Source organism: Mesorhizobium sp. B3-2-1 (assembly GCF_006439515.1).
Lineage (GTDB): Bacteria > Pseudomonadota > Alphaproteobacteria > Rhizobiales > Rhizobiaceae > Mesorhizobium.
The window spans coordinates 40,932-57,900 of the sequence record NZ_VFTI01000038.1 but is presented as its reverse complement, the minus strand read 5'-3'; the positions used below and the strand labels follow the sequence as shown (position 1 = coordinate 57,900).

Annotated in this window: 18 protein-coding genes and 1 pseudogene; 7 read left to right on the top strand and 12 right to left on the bottom strand. The window is 64.4% G+C overall.

Annotated elements, in window-relative coordinates:
* Window positions 1-248 precede the first annotated feature (248 nt).
* The gene (dnaQ, locus tag FJW08_RS28590; protein WP_140813232.1) at window positions 249-977 is read left to right on the top strand and encodes a DNA polymerase III subunit epsilon; all 729 of its coding nucleotides are present in this window, start codon (window positions 249-251) and stop codon (window positions 975-977) included.
* 22 nt (window positions 978-999) lie between these two features.
* Here dnaQ and FJW08_RS28585 read toward each other — a convergent pair whose 3' ends face one another.
* The 4 genes and pseudogenes from FJW08_RS28585 to FJW08_RS33320 all read right to left on the bottom strand — a co-directional run.
* The gene (locus FJW08_RS28585) at window positions 1,000-1,950 is read right to left on the bottom strand and encodes an alpha/beta hydrolase (RefSeq protein ID WP_140813231.1); all 951 of its coding nucleotides are present in this window, start codon (window positions 1,948-1,950) and stop codon (window positions 1,000-1,002) included.
* An 18-nt stretch (window positions 1,951-1,968) separates the two neighbouring features.
* Window positions 1,969-2,649, bottom strand: a complete 681-nt coding sequence (locus FJW08_RS28580; RefSeq protein ID WP_140762284.1) for an isochorismatase family protein — start codon at window positions 2,647-2,649, stop codon at window positions 1,969-1,971.
* A 115-nt stretch (window positions 2,650-2,764) separates the two neighbouring features.
* A complete protein-coding gene (locus tag FJW08_RS28575; protein ID WP_140813230.1) occupies window positions 2,765-4,069 on the bottom strand; it encodes a Xaa-Pro peptidase family protein in 1,305 nt (434 codons plus the stop codon).
* 318 nt (window positions 4,070-4,387) lie between these two features.
* Window positions 4,388-4,501 (bottom strand): annotated as a pseudogene (locus FJW08_RS33320) (helix-turn-helix domain-containing protein); the annotation flags it as partial.
* Between the two features lie 99 nt (window positions 4,502-4,600).
* Between FJW08_RS33320 and FJW08_RS32585 the strand changes: the two are divergent.
* Window positions 4,601-4,768 (top strand): hypothetical protein, encoded by a 168-nt coding sequence (locus FJW08_RS32585; protein WP_181183080.1) that lies wholly within the window; start codon window positions 4,601-4,603, stop codon window positions 4,766-4,768.
* 14 nt (window positions 4,769-4,782) lie between these two features.
* On the opposite strand, the gene FJW08_RS28560 is transcribed toward FJW08_RS32585, so the two are convergent.
* From FJW08_RS28560 to FJW08_RS32580, 4 genes are all read right to left on the bottom strand, one after another.
* The gene (locus tag FJW08_RS28560; RefSeq protein WP_140813229.1) at window positions 4,783-5,751 is read right to left on the bottom strand and encodes a GlxA family transcriptional regulator; all 969 of its coding nucleotides are present in this window, start codon (window positions 5,749-5,751) and stop codon (window positions 4,783-4,785) included.
* Between the two features lie 271 nt (window positions 5,752-6,022).
* A complete protein-coding gene (locus FJW08_RS28550; RefSeq protein WP_140813228.1) occupies window positions 6,023-7,192 on the bottom strand; it encodes a PLP-dependent aspartate aminotransferase family protein in 1,170 nt (389 codons plus the stop codon).
* Window positions 7,189-8,640 carry a pyridoxal-phosphate dependent enzyme gene (locus FJW08_RS28545; protein WP_140813227.1) on the bottom strand — a complete coding sequence of 484 codons (1,452 nt, stop codon included), beginning with the start codon at window positions 8,638-8,640 and terminating at the stop codon, window positions 7,189-7,191. The genes FJW08_RS28550 and FJW08_RS28545 overlap by 4 nt, the downstream gene beginning before the upstream one ends.
* A 963-nt stretch (window positions 8,641-9,603) precedes the next feature.
* The gene (locus FJW08_RS32580; RefSeq protein ID WP_181178733.1) at window positions 9,604-9,789 is read right to left on the bottom strand and encodes a hypothetical protein; all 186 of its coding nucleotides are present in this window, start codon (window positions 9,787-9,789) and stop codon (window positions 9,604-9,606) included.
* A gap of 309 nt (window positions 9,790-10,098) precedes the next feature.
* Between FJW08_RS32580 and FJW08_RS28535 the strand changes: the two genes are divergently transcribed.
* The 4 genes from FJW08_RS28535 (at window position 10,099) to FJW08_RS28520 (ending at window position 13,426) form a co-directional block, all read left to right on the top strand.
* The gene (locus tag FJW08_RS28535; RefSeq protein WP_140762270.1) at window positions 10,099-10,467 is read left to right on the top strand and encodes a septal ring lytic transglycosylase RlpA family protein; all 369 of its coding nucleotides are present in this window, start codon (window positions 10,099-10,101) and stop codon (window positions 10,465-10,467) included.
* Between the two features lie 291 nt (window positions 10,468-10,758).
* Window positions 10,759-12,036 (top strand): polyhydroxyalkanoate depolymerase, encoded by a 1,278-nt coding sequence (locus FJW08_RS28530; protein WP_140762267.1) that lies wholly within the window; start codon window positions 10,759-10,761, stop codon window positions 12,034-12,036.
* A gap of 160 nt (window positions 12,037-12,196) precedes the next feature.
* On the top strand, window positions 12,197-12,811 hold the full coding sequence (locus FJW08_RS28525) for a transglutaminase-like cysteine peptidase (RefSeq protein ID WP_140813226.1): 615 nt from the start codon (window positions 12,197-12,199) through the stop codon (window positions 12,809-12,811).
* 375 nt (window positions 12,812-13,186) lie between these two features.
* The gene (locus tag FJW08_RS28520; protein WP_140813225.1) at window positions 13,187-13,426 is read left to right on the top strand and encodes a hypothetical protein; all 240 of its coding nucleotides are present in this window, start codon (window positions 13,187-13,189) and stop codon (window positions 13,424-13,426) included.
* A gap of 46 nt (window positions 13,427-13,472) precedes the next feature.
* On the opposite strand, the gene FJW08_RS28515 is transcribed toward FJW08_RS28520, so the two are convergent.
* The 4 genes from FJW08_RS28515 to FJW08_RS28500 are packed head-to-tail and all read right to left on the bottom strand — an operon-like array spanning window position 13,473 to window position 16,223.
* On the bottom strand, window positions 13,473-13,841 hold the full coding sequence (locus tag FJW08_RS28515) for a helix-turn-helix transcriptional regulator (RefSeq protein WP_140813224.1): 369 nt from the start codon (window positions 13,839-13,841) through the stop codon (window positions 13,473-13,475).
* Window positions 13,842-13,866: 25 nt separating this feature from the next.
* Window positions 13,867-14,397, bottom strand: a complete 531-nt coding sequence (locus FJW08_RS28510) for a Smr/MutS family protein (RefSeq protein ID WP_140813223.1) — start codon at window positions 14,395-14,397, stop codon at window positions 13,867-13,869.
* Window positions 14,397-15,494 (bottom strand): murein transglycosylase A, encoded by a 1,098-nt coding sequence (locus FJW08_RS28505; RefSeq protein WP_140813222.1) that lies wholly within the window; start codon window positions 15,492-15,494, stop codon window positions 14,397-14,399. The genes FJW08_RS28510 and FJW08_RS28505 overlap by 1 nt, the downstream gene beginning before the upstream one ends.
* Before the next feature lie 21 nt (window positions 15,495-15,515).
* A complete protein-coding gene (locus FJW08_RS28500; protein WP_140813236.1) occupies window positions 15,516-16,223 on the bottom strand; it encodes a Tim44/TimA family putative adaptor protein in 708 nt (235 codons plus the stop codon).
* 200 nt (window positions 16,224-16,423) lie between these two features.
* Between FJW08_RS28500 and FJW08_RS28495 the strand changes: the two genes are divergently transcribed.
* Window positions 16,424-16,921: an FxsA family protein gene (locus tag FJW08_RS28495; RefSeq protein ID WP_140813235.1), complete on the top strand. Its 498-nt coding sequence runs from the start codon at window positions 16,424-16,426 to the stop codon at window positions 16,919-16,921.
* The last annotated feature ends 48 nt before the right edge of the window (window positions 16,922-16,969 follow it).

Genomic DNA, 16,969 nt, shown 5'->3' with positions numbered 1-16,969 from the left:
CGGCAACCGCATCTTAGGGGGAGAAAACTGTTACCTATGTATCCGGTTCATTCTGTTACCCATCTATCCGCTGGACAACTTCGCGAAGGGTTTCGCCAATCTCCTGCGTTGTAAGGGGAGCACCGAGGCTGCCGCCGGCAGGGCGATGAGGGGCAGCGCAAACTTGTGTGATTGTCCTAGCCAGCACGGTTGCCCATTGCCATTTTGTTCCGGTCTGACGATTCTGCTCCCAGGAGCGACCTGATTCGATGCGTGAGATCATTTTCGATACGGAAACCACCGGCCTCGATTCGCGCGATGACCGCGTGATCGAGCTTGGAGGCGTCGAGCTGGTCAATCGTTTTCCGACCGGCAGGACCTTCCATCACTATATCAACCCGCAAGGCCGCGCGATCCACGCCGAGGCGCAGTCCGTGCACGGCATCAGCGCGGCCGATCTCGCGGGAAAACCGAGCTTCGCCGAAATCGCCGAGGAATGGCTGAAATTCACGGAAGGCGCCAAGCTGGTCGCCCACAACGCCACGTTCGATATCGGCTTCCTCAACGTCGAATTCGGCCGGCTCGGTCACCCGCCGGTCGATAACGGGCTTGTCGTCGACACGCTGGCCCTGGCGCGCCGCAAGCACCCGATGGGTCCCAATTCGCTCGACGCGCTGTGCCGGCGCTACGGCATCGACAATACCAAGCGCACCAAGCACGGCGCCCTGCTCGATTCCGAGTTGCTGGCCGAGGTCTATATCGAACTGATCGGCGGCAAGCAGGCCGCACTGATCCTCGACAGCGCCACCGCGCCATCGCTGGGCGGCGACAATGTCCGTCAGATCGAGATCATCGTCGCCGAACGCCCGGCGCCGCTCGTGCCGCGTCTCACGGAAACAGAGCGCGCGGCGCACGCCGCCATGGTCACCACGCTTGGCGAAAAGGCGCTGTGGTTGAAGGCCGCCTCCCAGGAAGCAGCCCAGGCGCTGTCCTCATAAAAGCCGTCCGTGAAAAACGGCCTCAGTACGGCCACTCTCCCCGGCCCAGCGCGGCAACCGCCGCGATGATGCGCGCAAAGGCTTCCGCCGCGGCCGGTACGGTCGTGCGGGCGCGCAGGAAACTGTGCACGAGACGGGGTTCCTCGTGCCACCAGGCCTTGCCACCGCCTTCCAGGATGCGGTCGCGATAGGCCTCGCCGTCCGACGACAGCGGGTCGCACTCGGCCGTGACGATCACCGTTGGCGGCAGGCCTGAAAAATCGGCGTCGCGCAACGGCGAGAAGGTCGGATCGTCGGGCGATTGCCGCCTGATCGAGCGAACGTCGCGGTAGAAGGCGACATCGCCTGTCGACAGCAGCGGCGCGTCAGCGTGTTCGACATACGAGCCCATCGCCTCGTTGCCGCCGAGACCGGGATAGATCAGCACTTGGCCGATCGCGGCGTGCGGATGGTGACGCGTGGCCTGTGCCACCGCCGCCGCCAGATTGCCGCCCGCGCTTTCGCCGCAGAGCACGAGCGGCAGGTCGATGCTTGCGGCCGCCCATTCGAAAGCGGCCAGCGCATCGTCGAAGGCGGCGGGGTGGAGATGCTCCGGCGCCAGCCGGTAGTCGACCGACAGCACGTCGAAGCCGTTGCCGGCGCAGATTTCGGCGCAGATGTCGTCATGGCTTTCGAGACCGCCGAGGATGAAGCCGCCGCCATGGAAATAGAGCACTGCCGCACGCGGCGCCGCGCCGGCGAGCCGGTAGCGGCGGACCGGGATGTCATGCCTCGAAGCGGCAATCACGCTGTCGCTGGCCTTGACCCCAGGCGGACGGCCCTGGTGGAAGGCCCGGGACATCCTGGCATAGACCGCGCGCTGCTTGTCGACCGGCAGGCCGGCGATCTCGGGCGGGTACCAGGCGTTGACGCTGTCGATATAGGCCCAGAGCGCCGGGTCGAGCCAGGACCCATATTTGCCGCGGCTGGTCATCTCGGTCCTGCGGGCACGTCAAAGCTCGGCATAGAGGCGGGCGGCGTTTTCAAAGCTGAAGCGCAGGGGTACCGAGCCTTCGACCTGCCAGGCGGCGACGCTCTCGCCGGCCAGCAGCCGGCAGGCGCTATCGGTGTCGGTGACGGCGCCGCCATAGAGCCGGTTGGCGAGGTTGAGGATGGCGGTTTGGTGCATGGCCGCACTGCCGCTGCCGCAGGCGTCCTTGACCAGAAGTACGCGAAAGCCCATCGTCACCGCGTCCTTTACGGTGGCGTCGATGCAGGCCTCGGTCCACACGCCCGATATAACCAGCCATTCGATGCCGGAAGCCTTGAGCCGGTCGCCCGCCGGCCCGGAGCGGAAGGCGCTGGCCTCCGCCTTGATCAGCAGCGCCTCGCCATCTGCCGGCGCCACCTCGTGGCAGATTTCGGTCAGCGGGTCGCTCTTGTCGGAAAAGGCCGACTTGCCGTCTTCGCCTGTGGGATGAAAGGGCCGGACCTGGCTGTCGAGATCGACGATATAGGCCCAGTGATGAAGCGGCACATGGTTCTGCCGCGCCGTGGCCTGCAGGCGCTGGACGTTGGCGAGGATCTTTTCGTAGCCCTCAACGAGGTAGCGTGGGTCCTGCCGGTGCTCTTCCTGCAGGTCGATGAAGATGGCGGCCACCGTGCCGCGCTTGATGGAGATGGGGGCTTTCATGTGGATGGGCCTTCGCCCCAAGATATTTCCAAATGCTGGAGGGGCAGCGGGGGGCGCCACGGAATAAGGCGCTCGTTCTTCAAATGCGACACGTCGCTGAGGTGAGCAACCAGCATCAAACCTCTTTCTCCAGAAACGCGTCCTCGTAGGGGAAGCGCGACAGAAGCTCGGTGCCGGTGTCGGTGATCAGGATCTCGTCCTCCAGCTTGACGCCCTCGCGGCCGCCCTTCTCGCCAATATAGCTTTCCACGCTCACCACCATGCCTGGCACGATATGGCCGTCGCGGCCATAGGTCTCGTAATCCATGGCATGCGCGATGAACGGTGTCTCGCCATGCATGCCGACGCCGTGCATGACCGAGGTGTAGCGCTGGTCGACGAAACGGTCCGGGATTTTCCACGCCTTCTCGGCGATCTCGCGGAAAGCCATGCCGGGTTTGACGATCGAAATATTGTGCTGAACCTGGTCGTGCGCCATGCGGTAGAGCGACTTCTGGTAGGGGGTCGGCTTGCCCGGCCCGCAGCGGAAGGTGCGGGAAAAATCCGAATAATAGCCGTAGCAGCCGATCGTGTCGGTATCGAGCGCCAGCAATTCGCCGGGCCTGATCTTGCGGCCGCTGGCTTCGTTGAACCAGGGATTGGTGCGCTGGCCCGAGGTGAGCAACCGGGTCTCGATGAACTCGCCGCCTTGGCGGATGACCTCGCCATACATGATGGCGAACAGCTCGTTTTCGGATACGCCGGGCTTGATCGCCTCACGCACCGCATAGACCGCCGCCTCGGCGCCGGCCATCGACACCTGCAGGCACTTCACCTCCTCAGGCGTCTTCACCGCGCGCACCGCGAGGATCTCGCCCTGGCAATCGCGGACCTCGCAGCCGCGCTTTTCCAGGGCGAGCGCCTGCAGGTGGCTGCAGCGGTCGAGCCCGAGCTTCATCGAGCCGCCGCCATGCTTCTTCAGCAACTCGGCGATCTCGTCAGCGAAGGGGCCGGCGGTCTCGTCGTCGCGGCCGGACACGGAAGACCAGACAAGCTTGGAAGGACGCGCCTCGTCGATCGTGTCGAGCACCATCGAGACATGGTAGCTCTGCGGATATTCGAACAGCACGATCGGCCCGTCGGCCGGAATGAAGAAATAGCGGGTCGAGTTGCGCAGGAAATAGCCGAACATGTTGCGCGAGCCGGTGGCGTAACGCTGGTTGTAGGGGTCGAACAAAACGACGCCGCCATAACCGGCGTCGCGCATCCAGCCGCGCAGTTTCGCCAGCCGGCCTTTGCGCAAGGCGTCGGCATCGATGAAGGACGGCTCCGTGTCGGACAGCCACATGCCGCCGGCAGGGTCGGCCGCAACGGGATGGCGCATGCGATCCTTGAAGTCGACGTCCTCGGTGCTGTCGGGGTCGAATACGACGATGCTCATGGGTGCCAGGCCTTGGGTGGGTGAAAGGCTTGACCATGGCGCAGCAGGCGCGGAGGGATTGTGCGGAAAACCGCATAGGTTGTGCGAGATGCCGCTGGAGATACGGAACGCCGGCGGGACAGCACCCCCCTCTGGCCTGCCGGCCATCTCCCCCGCAAGGGGGGAGATCGGATGTCTCCTCGGCTTTCGCTAATTTTCCGACGTTGGACAAGAAGGCGAGGTTGGCGAAGCTGTCAATCTCCCCCCTTGCGGGGGAGATGTCCGGCAGGACAGAGGGGGGCGCTGTCCCGCCGACCTCTCACCGCATCGGCGCGCCCCCTAATGCCTCCGCGCCATCTTCGGCGCATGCCCGTGCTCCTCGCGAAAAGCCCTGGCAAAACTCGACATCGAGGCAAAGCCGCAGGCCAGCGCGACGTCGCATACGGCAAGCGTCTTTGCGGAACCTCGCAACCGCGTTATTCTGGCCGGGTAATGGAGCACCGGCACGTCAGGTCACGTGCTGGCGAACTTGAAAAGGAGAATCAAGTTCCCATGAGCAGACAAGTAGCCATTGCGCTTTACGTGGTGGCGATGGTGGTGGTTATAGTCGGTATGGATTTCCTGTTCTTCAGAGGTCAATTCTGGGGGCGGCTGGCTGCAAATATTGGGATAGTTTTTATGTTCATGGCTTTTTACCTGCTATTCCTTCGGCGCGGTTGACCCGCTGACTGCGCCTAATGCCTTCGCGCCATCTTCGGCGCATGCCCGTGCTCTTCCCGAAAAGCCCGGGCAAAGCTCGACATCGAGGCAAACCCACAAGCCAGCGCCACGTCGCGCACGGCGAGCGTCGAGTGTGCCAGCAGATCGGCGGCGCGCTTCAGCCTGAGCCGCCGGTAATAGCCGTTCGGCGAGATGGCGAGTTCGGAGCGGAAGGAGCGTTCGAGCTTGTCGGAGGAAACGCCGAGCTTCGCCGTCAGTTCGGCCATGCCGAGCCGTTCCTCCACCGCATCCTCCATGATGGCGATGGCCGACAGCACCAGTTCGTTCTGCACCCCGGTGCGCAGGCGCAGCGGCATCAGCTTGCGGTCGACGCTCGATCGCAAGGGGCTGTGCACGAACCATTCGGCAACGCTGGCGGCAAGCTCGGCGCCGTAGTCGCGGGTGATGATCTCCAGCATCATGTCGAGGCTGCCGACGCCGCCGGCCGAAGTGAAGCGCTTGCGGTCGATGACGTAGAGGTCGCGCCGCAGTTCGATGTTGGGGAAGGCCTCGGTGAAGGCCGCCTGGCTGGTCCAGTGCAAGGTGCAGGCATGGCCGTCGAGCAGGCCCGCGCGCGCCAGGAAGAACGCCGCGTCCGCCACCGCGCCGATATGGGCGCCGCCGCGCAGGCTGCGGCGGATCCAGCTCGCCGCGTCCTCGGCGACGAGGTGATCGGCGTCGCCGCCCGAGCACACCACGATGCGGTCGACCTTGGGCGCCGCCTCGGCGTAAAACCCCGGCTGGATGACGACGCCATTGGACGCCTCAACCGGACCTTGGGTCGCCCCAACGATGATCCAGCGGTAGCATTCCCGCTTCGCCAGTATGTTGGCGGCGCGCAGCGGCTCGATGACCGAGCTGAACGCCATCATCGGAAAGCCGGGGAACACGAGCACCGCGAAGGTGACGGTTTCGGCGGGTTTCGGTGGTTCGCGCGTGGCCATGGACGCTACATCTCGGGCGAATGGCGCCTGGGGTCAATTGCCTATCCGGAACCTTGGCGCCGCCCCTCATTGCCCTGCCGGGCATTTCTCCCCGTCTAGAGACGGGGAGAAAGGGCGGGCCGCAATGTCGGCGCTTGTTCTGCGACGTTGGCGATTGGCGAAACCATCGATGCCAGCGCCCCTCTCCCCGTCCCTATACGGGGAGAGGATGCCGGCAGGCAGGTGAGGGGCGGCGCCAGCTTCGACTATTGCCTCGTCTCAGCGAAGCCACTCAGTCCCCCAGCGCCTGATCCAGGTCCGCGATCAGGTCATCGCCGTCCTCGATGCCCGCCGACAGCCGCACCAGTGAATCCGATATGCCGATCTCCGCCCGCTTCCCGGCGGGAATGGAGCCATGCGTCATCAGCGCCGGGTGCTCGATCAGGCTCTCCACCCCGCCGAGGCTCTCGGCCAGCGTGAACAGCCGCGTGCGTTCGAGGAAGCGTTTCGTGCCGGCAAGGTCGCGATCCAGCACGGCGGATATCATGCCGCCGAAAGCATGCATCTGCTGGACTGCTATTGCATGCTGCGGATGGCTGGCGAGGCCGGGATAGATGACGCGGCGCACGTCCCTGCGGGTTTCCAGCCACTGCGCGATTTTCAGCCCGTTGGTGGAATGGCGTTCCATCCTGAGCGCCAGGGTCTTCAAACCGCGCAGCGCCAGGAAACTGTCGAACGGACCCGATATGGCGCCGATGGCATTCTGCAGGAATTTCAGCCGGTCGGCGAGATCCTTATTGTCGCCGACCACAGCCACCCCGCCGACCATGTCGGAATGGCCGTTCAGATATTTGGTCGTCGAGTGGACGACGATGTCGATACCGAGCTCCAGCGGCCGCTGGATATAGGGGCTGCAGAAGGTGTTGTCGGCGACAGTCAGTATGCCCTTGCGCCTGGCGAGCGCCGCGACGCCTTCGAGGTCGACGATGCGCAGCAGCGGGTTGGTCGGCGTCTCGACCCACAGCATCTTGGTCTCCGGCCGGATCGCCGCCTCGACCGCCGCAAGGTCGGTGAAATCGACGAAGCTCACCCGCAGGTTGGCCGAGCGCTTGCGCACCCGCTCCATAAGCCGGAACGAGCCGCCATAGATGTCGTCGGTGGCGACGATATGGGCGCCGGAATCGAGCAGTTCCAGCACCGTGGCGATCGATGCCAGGCCCGAAGCAAAGGCGAAGGCTGCCGAGCCGCTCTCCAGGTCCGCCACGGCGCGCTCGAAGGCGAAGCGCGTCGGGTTCTGGCTGCGGGCATACTCAAAACCCTTGTGCACGCCGGGCGACTGCTGGCCATAGGTCGAGGTGGCGTAGATCGGCACCATCACGGCACCCGTCAGCGGGTCGTGGCTCTGGCCGCCATGGATGGTGCGGGTGGAGAAGGCCAGGCGATTCTTGCCGGATGTGGTCATTTTGCGCGGCGCCTCAGATGGTTGATCAGGTCGATGCGGGTAATCAGGCCGACGAACTCGTCGCCGTCGAAGACGATGGCGACCTCGTTGCGGTCGAACACCGGCAGCAGCACGTCCAGCGTCTGGCTGGCCTGCAGCGTGTGCAGGCTGGACGTCATCGCCGAGCGCACCGGTCCGCTGAAGCGTTCCCAGCGCCCGTCATAGGGGCCGTCGACATGGGCGAGAATATCGCTTTCGTCGACAATGCCGACCAGCTTGCCATTGTCGAGCACCGGCAATTGCGAGACATCGGAGCGCCGCATGCGGCCATAGGCGTTGAGCAGGCTTTCATCCGGCCCGACATAGACCGTGTCGCCGGTGCGGTGGGTGCGCATGACGAGGTCACGCAGGTCGCCATGCTGTTCGTGCTCGGCCAGCCCCTGCTCGGCCAGCCAGAAATCGTCGAACACTTTCGACAGGTATTTGTTGCCGCTGTCGCAGACGAAGGTGACGACGCGCTTGGGCGTCGTCTGTTCGCGGCAATAGCGCAGGGCCGTCGACAGCAGCGTGCCGGAGGAAGAACCGGCCAGGATGCCTTCGCGTGACAGGAGATCACGCACGGCCAGCATGCTCTGCTTGTCGGTGATGGAATAGGCTTTCCTGACCAGCGACAGATCGGCGTTGGGCGGCACGAAATCCTCGCCGATGCCTTCCACGGTCCAGCTTCCCGCCTCTTCCATCTTGCCGGTCTTGATCAGCGGCGCCAGCACCGAGCCGACCGGATCGGCCAGCACCATCTCCGTCTTCGGCGACGCCTTGGCGAAAAAGCGGCCAAGCCCGGTCAGCGTGCCGCCCGAGCCGACGCCGACCACCACCGCGTCGACATCACCGTCAAGCTGCGAGAAAATCTCCGGTCCGGTCGTCGTCTCATGCGCCTGCGGGTTGGCCGGGTTGGCGAACTGGTTGGCATAGAAGGCGCCGGGCAGTTCGGCGGCGATCTTCTCGGCCATGTCCTGGTAATACTCGGCATGACCCTTGCCGACATCGGAGCGCGTCATGTGCACTTCGGCGCCCAGCGCGCGCAGATGCTGGATTTTTTCGCGCGACATCTTGTCTGGCACGACCAGGATGATGCGGTAACCCTTGGGGATGCCGACCTGGGCGAGGCCAAGGCCGGTATTGCCGGCGGTCGCCTCAACGATGGTGCCGCCGGACTTGAGCCTGCCGTCCTTCTCCGCCGCCGCGATCATCGATAGCGCGATACGGTCCTTGATCGAGCCGCCCGGGTTCTGGCTTTCGAGCTTGATGAACAGCCGGCATTTTCCCGTGTCGAACCTGGTCAGCTCGACGATGGGCGTCTGGCCGATCAGATCGAGCACCGAGGCATAGGGTTTACGCAGACGGGACGTTGCGGTGTCCGATGGGGCGCCGTCGGCACCGTCGGCTATGGCTTTTCTGTGCTCGCTCATGTCGGAGCCTCCATGGATCAACCTAGCGTCTTTTCCAGCCGATCGCTGTTGGAAAGAAGATAGATCGTGCCAATCCGGCGGCCAGACGAGGAATGAAATTCCAGCGGCGGTTGCCACAGAACGGTCGACCCGGATTCGATCCCTATGCCGAGTTCCGTCACACCCTCCCGCTCTGTCCTGCTGGACATCTCCCCGCAAGGGGGAGATCGGCATCACCCTGGCCTTCGCTATTCTTCGACCGTTGAGGGGAGACCACAGTCAGCGAAGCTGCCAATCTCCCCACCCGTGGGGGAGATGGCCGGCAGGCCAGAGGGGGGCGTCGTAAAGTGCTGACCTCACCGGCGAAACGCTATCCTCCGGCTGGCAGCAGGAGGGACTTCAGTCTTAGTTGAGTAGCAGCTAATATATATGTAGCTTGGTCATGCGGGGGACGATCCCAAATCGAAGCCTAACCCGCAATGGCCGGTGCGACCCGCTTTCAACCCAAGCATCCCCCGCACCGGCCATTCTTTTCCCGGCGGGTCCATGGCCAGCTTGAAATCGCAATCTGGTGCACGATCTGGCGCTACTTGGGGTAGAACGAGTGATCGATGCGCCGAACCAGAATGGCTCTTTGTGCCGACCGAGATGCACGTCAACACGGCCGAGGATTAGAACGCCTTTGAAATAGGTCTGCTTCAAACTGTGTATATCTCAATTGGCTAAAGTACGGAACGTCCAATGGACAAGTCCAGAACGTTTGAAGGCCCCTCGGACCAAGGCCTACCGGTGCGCAAGACTTAAGTCCCGCCGTCTTATAGTTGAGAACGGAAGTTGTTCGGCCACGCGCCGCCCCCCCGATAAATACCAGACTGCACTCAGGCGAACATGGTGCGATCGCGAAAGTCGCTTTCGGGCGAACACAGGTCCGCCAAATACAAGATCGCCGCCGGAAGTGCGTCGCGACAAGGGGCCAAGCGCGGCTTACCCGCGCGAACGGTTCGCCCACACCAGCCCGGCCAGGCCGACCAGCATGGCGGCGAGGCCGATATAGAGCCATTGCGACTGGCCGGTCATGAAACTGCCGCCGACCACGCCGATGCCTTGCAGCGACCACAGCGCACCGATGGCCAGCACAATCAAGGCCAGCAGATTTTTGATCAGTCTCATTGTCGAATCCCGCTTTTCAAGTCGATCGATTTCGGCGCTATCGCCGTGATGAAAGAGCCGAAGGAAGTGGCCAGATCGTGCAGACTTCTATTTGAAGATCAATGCATAATCTTGTCTTAAAAGTCCTTCGTGCCGATCAAAACATCATCAGAAACCGGTCCTGGAGCGCCAAAAAGTCCCTGACAGACTGTTACCCGCTGACTCCAAACGTGTGATCTCGCCATGGAACCGCCAGATCACTGCCGCATTTCGTGCCTTATTCTCCTCCTAACGGCTGGGGTCTGTCAAAAACGGAGCCATCCCCCAAGTATGAAGACCCCAAAACAGACCGCGCTTGTCGCGGTAACGATCGTTGCTGGCCTGATGGTCGGCGCCTCCGCAACTTCGGCAACCGCCGCCGCCGGCCAGTGTGGCCGCGCTTCCTGGTACGCGCTGCACTCGAGGACCGCATCGGGCGAGCGTATGAACCCCTCGGCGCTGACCGCCGCCCACCGCACGCTGCCGTTCGGCACCAAATTGCGGGTCACCAACAAGAACAACGGCCGCAGCGTCGTCGTGCGCATCAACGATCGTGGTCCCTTCATCAAGGGCCGCGTGCTCGACCTGTCGAAAGGCGCCGCAGGCCAGCTCGGCTTCATCGGCTCCGGTCAGACGTCCGTCTGCATGACGCGCGTTTGACCTGACCGTCTCTTGTGATCTCTCCCGGACCGCGGATCAGCGGAGCAAAGCGCGAAGCTACCGGGATCATGGCCAGGTGTCCGGCGCCGAGACCTGACACATATCCTACACATTTCGGCACCGCACATTGAGCCGGCTGTGCCGTCCGGGGCCGATTTTCAAGGCTTTGGGCGAAAAGAAGCATTCGTCACGCCACGTGACGTATTGCATCGCAGCAATTAGTTGTTAACCTCCCCGCGAGACATCTAGGGCTCGGCGCTGCTCGTCGTCCCTTCGGGCGCGGGGTAACGTATGTTCTACCAGCTCTACGAAATGAACCATGCTGCCTTGCAGCCGGCGCGGCTCTATGCCGACGCGGTCCGGTTTCTCTACTCCAATCCGCTCAACCCGGTTTCGCATACGCACTGGGGCCGATCGATCGCGGCGGGCGCCGAACTGTTCGAGCGCACCACGCGCCGCTACGGCAAGCCGCAATTCGGCCTGGCCAAGACGGTGGTCGACTGGAACAGCGTCGCGGTCACCGAAAAGACCGTCTGGTCGAAGCCGTTCTGCAATCTCGTCCGGTTCGAGCGCGCCGTTCCAGCCGGGCGCAAGGCCGACCCGAAGCTTTTGATCGTGGCGCCGATGTCAGGCCATTACGCCACGCTGCTGCGCGGCACGGTCGAGGCGATGCTGCCCCATGCCGATGTCCACATTACCGACTGGGTCGACGCCCGCATGGTGCCGCTGGCCGACGGCAGCTTCGATCTCGACGATTATATCGACTACATCATCGACATGCTGCACACGCTGGGTCCGGACACGCATGTGATGGCCGTGTGCCAGCCTTCCGTGCCGGTGCTTGCGGCCGTGGCGCTGATGGAGGCGAAGGGCGACCCCTTCGTCCCTTCGACGATGACCCTGATGGGCGGGCCGATCGACACCCGCCGCAACCCTACCGCCGTCAATCTGCTCGCCGAGGAAAAGGGCATCGACTGGTTCCGCGACAATGTCGTGATGCGCGCGCCCTGGCCGGTGCCGGGCTTCGGCCGCGAGGTCTATCCCGGCTTCCTGCAGCTGTCGGGCTTCATGAGCATGAACCTCGACCGCCACATCATCGCCCACAAGGAATTCTTCATGCACCTTGTGAAGGACGATGGCGACAATGCCGAAAAGCACCGCGACTTCTATGACGAGTATCTGGCGGTGATGGACCTGACGGCAGAATTCTACCTGCAGACCGTCGACACGGTCTTCGTGCGCCATGCCCTGCCCAAGGGCGAGATGACGCATCGTGGCGCCAGGATCGATCCGTCCGTTATCCGCAACGTCGCCCTGTTCACGGTCGAGGGCGAGAACGACGACATTTCGGGCCTTGGCCAGACCAGGGCGGCGCAGGACCTGTGCGTCAACATCCCCGCCGACAGGAAGGCGCATTACGTGCAGCCGGCGGTCGGCCATTACGGCGTCTTCAACGGTTCGCGCTTCCGCTCCGAGATCGTGCCGCGCATCGTCGACTTCATCACCAGCTATGGCCGCCAGAACCGGGTGGCGGTGAAGCCGAAGCTGGTCCGCACCGCCAAGCGGTAGGGAGTTTGGAAACGGAACCGGCCGCGGGTCCGATTCCGTTGCACGAGCGCCGCTTTCCCTCCCGGCGGGTAACCATGCCGCCAATCAACTCGATGTCTTTAATTGACACGGAGTGTAAATCGCCCTTAACGTTTCGTTAACAACAGGGTGAGCGGGGACAATGAATTCCTCAACCATGCGAAGGCTGCGCGTATGCGCGGCAGCCGGGCTGGCATTAACGGGAGGCTGGATGGCACCGGCCTGGGCGTCGGGCGCCATGGCGACCGGGGGCCTCACCTCGCAGCCGATCGGCCACTACGATTTCTGCAAGCAGCATCCGGGCGAATGCTCGATCCGCCCGGCCAACCTGGCGCCGGCCACCCTGACCGACGGGTTGATGCGCAAGCTGGTCGACGTCACCGCCAGTGTCAACGCCGCCGTCAAGCCGATGAGCGACATGGACATATACGGCAAGGACGAGGTCTGGGCCTATCCCGACAAGGGCGTCGGCGACTGCGAGGACTACGTGCTGGAGAAGCGGCGCCAGCTGTCCCGCATGGGCATCTCGCTCGCCGATCTCTTGATAACCGTCGTGCGCAAGCCCGACGGTGAGGGCCACGCCGTACTGACGGTGCGCACCGACGGCGGCGACTTTGTGCTCGACAATTTGACCGACAAGGTCAAACCCTGGGACGAGACCGGTTACCGCTTCCTCAAGCGCCAGGCGATCGACAACACCGGCCGCTGGGTCTCGATCCGCGGCGGCCAGCAGGTCCTGGTCGGCTCGGTGCAGTAGCAAAGAGCGCCGCGGTTCGAACCGCGGCAGCTTTCGTGCCCATGAAAGTGTCCGTTTATCTTTAGCAAAGGGCAGCGCTGCCCCTCATTGTCCTGCCGGACATTTCTCCCCGTATAGTGACGGGGAGAAAGACGCCGTTGTCGTTGCTTTCGCCAATCGCCAACGTTGCAGGACAAGCGGCGACGGCGCGGGAAATTCCCTTCTCCCCGTTCACGGGGAGAAGGTGCCGGCAGGCGGATGAGGGGCGGCGCCGACGTTGCCGATCGCGCGTCTCGCATCGCTATCCCGCAAATCTTTCATCCTCCGTGAACCATTTCCGTTCGCCCGGCGACACACAGCCGTGGACGATAGAAACCCAAATCATGGAGACTTCAAATGACTGCTTTTCTGCGAAATACCCTTCTCGCCGCCGCCGCCGCTTCGGCCCTGACCGGATCTGCTCTGGCCGGCCAGACCATCCCAAGCTGCGCCAACACCAATCTCAACGACCTGTGGAGCGGCCGTTGTTGCAGCGCTGGCGCGTCGGACTGCCTGGGCGGCGGCAACGGTGGCCGCGACCATCAGGGCAATGGCGGCCGGGGAAACAATGGCGGCAGCACGGCCGGCAAGCAATGATCCCGCCACGGCTGCCCGCTGGCTGCTCGCCGGCGGGCGCTGTCTTCTAGGATCGCCGGCCCAATGCCGCGCGGATCGAGGCGGTGATGCGCACAAGCGCGGCCTCATCCAGCTTCTCGATGTTTTCGGCCAGAAGATTGGCGAGTTCGGTGGCGGCGGGGGAAAGACCCGACGTGTCCAGCTTGACGCGCGGGTGCGAGGCCTCGGCCAGCCGCGCCAGCTCCTCGGCATCGTCCCAGATGATGTTGAAATAGCCGATGATCTTCTGGATCAGCGTCCAGGTCGGTGCGCCGCGCCTGCCATGCTCGAGCGCCGACAGATAAGCGGCGCTGACACCGATCGCCGCCGCCATATCCTTCTGGCTGACGCCGCGCTCGGCCCTCAGCGCGCGCAGCTTCTCGCCGAACGGGGTCATGCGCCCGGTCTCCCGGCTCTACGCCTCACGAGCGCGCCCGCCGCAGCCTGATGTAGAGCGCGCCCGAGCCGCCATGGTTGCGGGCGGCATGGTCGTGACTGGAGACCAGCGGCCGGAACGCCGGCGTCGACAGCCAAGCGGGCACGGCACGCCGCAAGACGCCGTCGCCGCCCGAGGACGACCCCTTGCCGGTGATGACCAGTACATAGCGGACGCCGCCGGCATGCGCCCGGTGCAGGAACGAGAACAGCAGCGAATAGGCCTCGTCCTGCGTCATGCCGTGCAGGTCGACGCGGCCCTCGATCGGCAGCCGGCCTTTTTGCAACTTGTCCAGCGTCGGCTCGTCGAGCCGGTGCGTGACATGCTGGACCTTCGGCTTTGCCGCGCCAGCCAGGCCGGCGGCGGGCTGAGCCGGTTGGGCCGGCGTCGGCCTGGCATCGACGGCCAGGTCTGGAATGTCGACGGCGGCGCGGCCCTTGAGCGGCTTGGCGGTGCGCGCCACCAGGTTCCACAGCACCCGGTCATCCTCGCTGAGCTTGTCCGGGCGCTTGCTCATCATGCGCCCCCGGCCAGCGCGCGTGGCACCAGCGCGTAGAAATCGGCCGCGTTGCGCACCACGCCGGCGATCTCGCCGGCGGCGTCGCCCGAGCCGGCGAACAGATCGCCGCGCGCCGGTCCGGTGATGGCCGAGCCGGTGTCCTGCGCGATCATCAGCCGCCGGAACGGTCTTTTGTCGAAGGCGGTGAGCGTCGGCGCGTCGATGTAGAAAGGCGTGCCGAATGTGTGGAGCAGCCGATCGACGGCCATCGAGCGGCCCGGCGTCAGCGGCACCTTGGCGGCCGCGATCGGCCCCAGCGCCGCGTCATCCACCGCGGCCTCGCGAAAGAAGATGTAGGAGCGGTTCTGCCACAGGATCTCGTCGATACGCTCCGGATGCGCCTTGAACCAGGCGCGGATCGACTGCATCGTCACCTCGGCGAGCGGGATTTCGCCGAGCTCGCTCAACACCTTGCCGGGGCTGGTAAAGCGCTGGCCGGATTTGGCGGCGTAGGTGACGCGGCAAAGCCGGCCATCGGTCATGGCGAGCCGCGCCGCGCCTTGCACATGGATGAAGAAGGCATCGACCTTGTCGGCCAGCCAGGCAATCTCCAGCCCCTGCCCGGCGAGCGCGCCGCGTTCGATCGCGCCACGGTCGAAATACTCGGCCAGCCCGTCCGGCGTCCGGCGGGCGAAGGCGTGGTAGGGATCCATCCCGGCGGGCCGGTTGGCGTCGTCGACATCGACGAGGTCGGCCGGACGCGACAGCAGCGGCACGGCAAAATGCTCGGTCCGCACCGGCGAAGCCTCGACTTGCGGCTCGTAGAAGCCGGTGACCAGCCCGGCGCCGGTCTCCGGCCGGACCAGCATGGGGACGAAATGGCGCTCGAAGAAGGCGCGGGCCTGCGCTCCGGTCACGGCAGAAAGACCGCGCGCTTGCGCATAGGCCTCGGCGAAGGCGCCGAAATCGACGCCCAGCGCACCGCTGCGATAAGGCTTTATCGGCGCATGGAAAGCGGACCGGGCAAAGGCCGCGAAGGCCGGCAGATGGTCGTCGTCGCCCCAACCGGGTAGGTCGCCGAAGGATCTTTCAACAAGGAGAGGCGACAGCGACACCGGAGCCCGCCTGTTCTGGGCTCAGTCTTCTTCTTCGGTGGCGACGAGCTTCCAGTTCGGATCGCGCGAGCGCGTGTCGCGGGCGAAGGTCCAGACATCCTTGACCTCGGCCACGGTTTCGGGATCGCCGTCGATGACCGCACCGGCCTTGTCGCGCGTCGCCGAGATCAGCTCGCTGATGATGCGCAGCGTGACATGCGCCTCGCCGCCCTTCATCTCGGCCGAGACGATGTCGGCCTTGTCGATGCCGACGAAGGAGGACTGGATCTTTTCCGACTTGGCCTCGCGTTCGCCGATCGCGGCGACGAAGCCGTCGAAAACTTCACGTGACAAAAGGTTCTTCAGCGTTTTGCGGTCGCCGTCGGCATAGGCCATGACGATCATCTCATAGGCCATCTTGGCGCCGTCGACGAACCCCTTTGGATCGAAGGACGGGTCGTTGTCCTTGATCGCGCGCAGGCCTTTGTTGAGATCTGTGTCGGGCTTGGCGAAGGCGTCGATCGCCGTATAGGCGTCGGCCGGCGCCGGCTCGCCGGGCGCCCGCTTGCGCGGCAGCGAAACCACGTTCTCGGGCTTCTGCGTGGCGTCCTTGTCGGTGCGCGCCGCCGTGTAGGGATCGAAGGGTGGCCGTTCGCTACCGGTCCGACGGCCCAGCACGTTGCGCAGCTGGAAGAAGATCACCACCGCCGCGATCAGGAAGAAAATCGTGCCGAAGTCGAAGAAGCCCATATCTTCCGCCAATCAATCCCTGCCTCTAGGCCGGACCGTCCAGCCAACAGGCCGCGGTCGCATAGCGTTCAACATTCAAAGCATATAGAACGCAAGGCGCAATCATTCAAATCAAAGGCAGGCATACCTATCTAACAGCCTCCATGCCAGCGGCGATTGGCGGCCGGCGGGACAAAACCAATCGAATGGTCGGTAAAGACTTGCGTATTTCGCTGCTTCCCTTCTTTCTCCTGGCGCTGCCGCTGCTGGAAATCGCCGGTTTCGTCGTCGTCGGCCGCGAGGTCGGCGCGCTGGCGACGGTCGGCCTGGTGCTGGCCTCGAGCTTCGCCGGCGTGCTTTTGCTGCGCCACCAGGGTTTCGGCGTCATGACCCGTATCCGCACCGAGATGGCAGCCGGCCGCGACCCCAGCCGCCAGCTCGCCCATGGCGCCATGATCGTGGTCGCGGCGATCCTGCTGATCATCCCCGGTTTCATCACCGACATCATCGGGCTGCTGCTGTTCCTGCCGCCGCTGCGCGACCTTGCCTGGAACAGGCTGAAGGGCCGCATCGTCGTCGCCACCGATTTCTCCACCAGCGGCTTCCGCCGGCAGCGAGACAAGGTCATCGACCTCGAAGACGGCGACTATTCGCGCGAGGACGACCTGAAGCGCGGCCCGGACCACAATTCGCCCTGGCGGCGTCTGAAGGACGACTGAGTGCCGCCCCGTTCCCGACGTCGGCGCCGCCCCTCAATGCCCTGCCGG

Bases quoted from the DNA above. Each gene is read 5' to 3' on its own strand.
- FJW08_RS28545 (WP_140813227.1), bottom strand. From the start codon at position 8,640: ATGAGCGAGCACAGAAAAGCCATAGCCGACGGTGCCGACGGCGCCCCA.
- dnaQ (WP_140813232.1), top strand. From the start codon at position 249: ATGCGTGAGATCATTTTCGATACGGAAACCACCGGCCTCGATTCGCGC.
- FJW08_RS28530 (WP_140762267.1), top strand. From the start codon at position 10,759: ATGTTCTACCAGCTCTACGAAATGAACCATGCTGCCTTGCAGCCGGCG.
- FJW08_RS28520 (WP_140813225.1), top strand. From the start codon at position 13,187: ATGACTGCTTTTCTGCGAAATACCCTTCTCGCCGCCGCCGCCGCTTCG.
- FJW08_RS28500 (WP_140813236.1), bottom strand. From the start codon at position 16,223: ATGGGCTTCTTCGACTTCGGCACGATTTTCTTCCTGATCGCGGCGGTG.
- FJW08_RS28575 (WP_140813230.1), bottom strand. From the start codon at position 4,069: ATGAGCATCGTCGTATTCGACCCCGACAGCACCGAGGACGTCGACTTC.
- FJW08_RS28535 (WP_140762270.1), top strand. From the start codon at position 10,099: ATGAAGACCCCAAAACAGACCGCGCTTGTCGCGGTAACGATCGTTGCT.
- FJW08_RS28525 (WP_140813226.1), top strand. From the start codon at position 12,197: ATGAATTCCTCAACCATGCGAAGGCTGCGCGTATGCGCGGCAGCCGGG.
- FJW08_RS28585 (WP_140813231.1), bottom strand. From the start codon at position 1,950: ATGACCAGCCGCGGCAAATATGGGTCCTGGCTCGACCCGGCGCTCTGG.
- FJW08_RS32580 (WP_181178733.1), bottom strand. From the start codon at position 9,789: ATGAGACTGATCAAAAATCTGCTGGCCTTGATTGTGCTGGCCATCGGT.
- FJW08_RS28580 (WP_140762284.1), bottom strand. From the start codon at position 2,649: ATGAAAGCCCCCATCTCCATCAAGCGCGGCACGGTGGCCGCCATCTTC.
- FJW08_RS28510 (WP_140813223.1), bottom strand. From the start codon at position 14,397: ATGAGCAAGCGCCCGGACAAGCTCAGCGAGGATGACCGGGTGCTGTGG.
- FJW08_RS32585 (WP_181183080.1), top strand. From the start codon at position 4,601: ATGAGCAGACAAGTAGCCATTGCGCTTTACGTGGTGGCGATGGTGGTG.
- FJW08_RS28550 (WP_140813228.1), bottom strand. From the start codon at position 7,192: ATGACCACATCCGGCAAGAATCGCCTGGCCTTCTCCACCCGCACCATC.
- FJW08_RS28560 (WP_140813229.1), bottom strand. From the start codon at position 5,751: ATGGCCACGCGCGAACCACCGAAACCCGCCGAAACCGTCACCTTCGCG.
- FJW08_RS28515 (WP_140813224.1), bottom strand. From the start codon at position 13,841: ATGACCCCGTTCGGCGAGAAGCTGCGCGCGCTGAGGGCCGAGCGCGGC.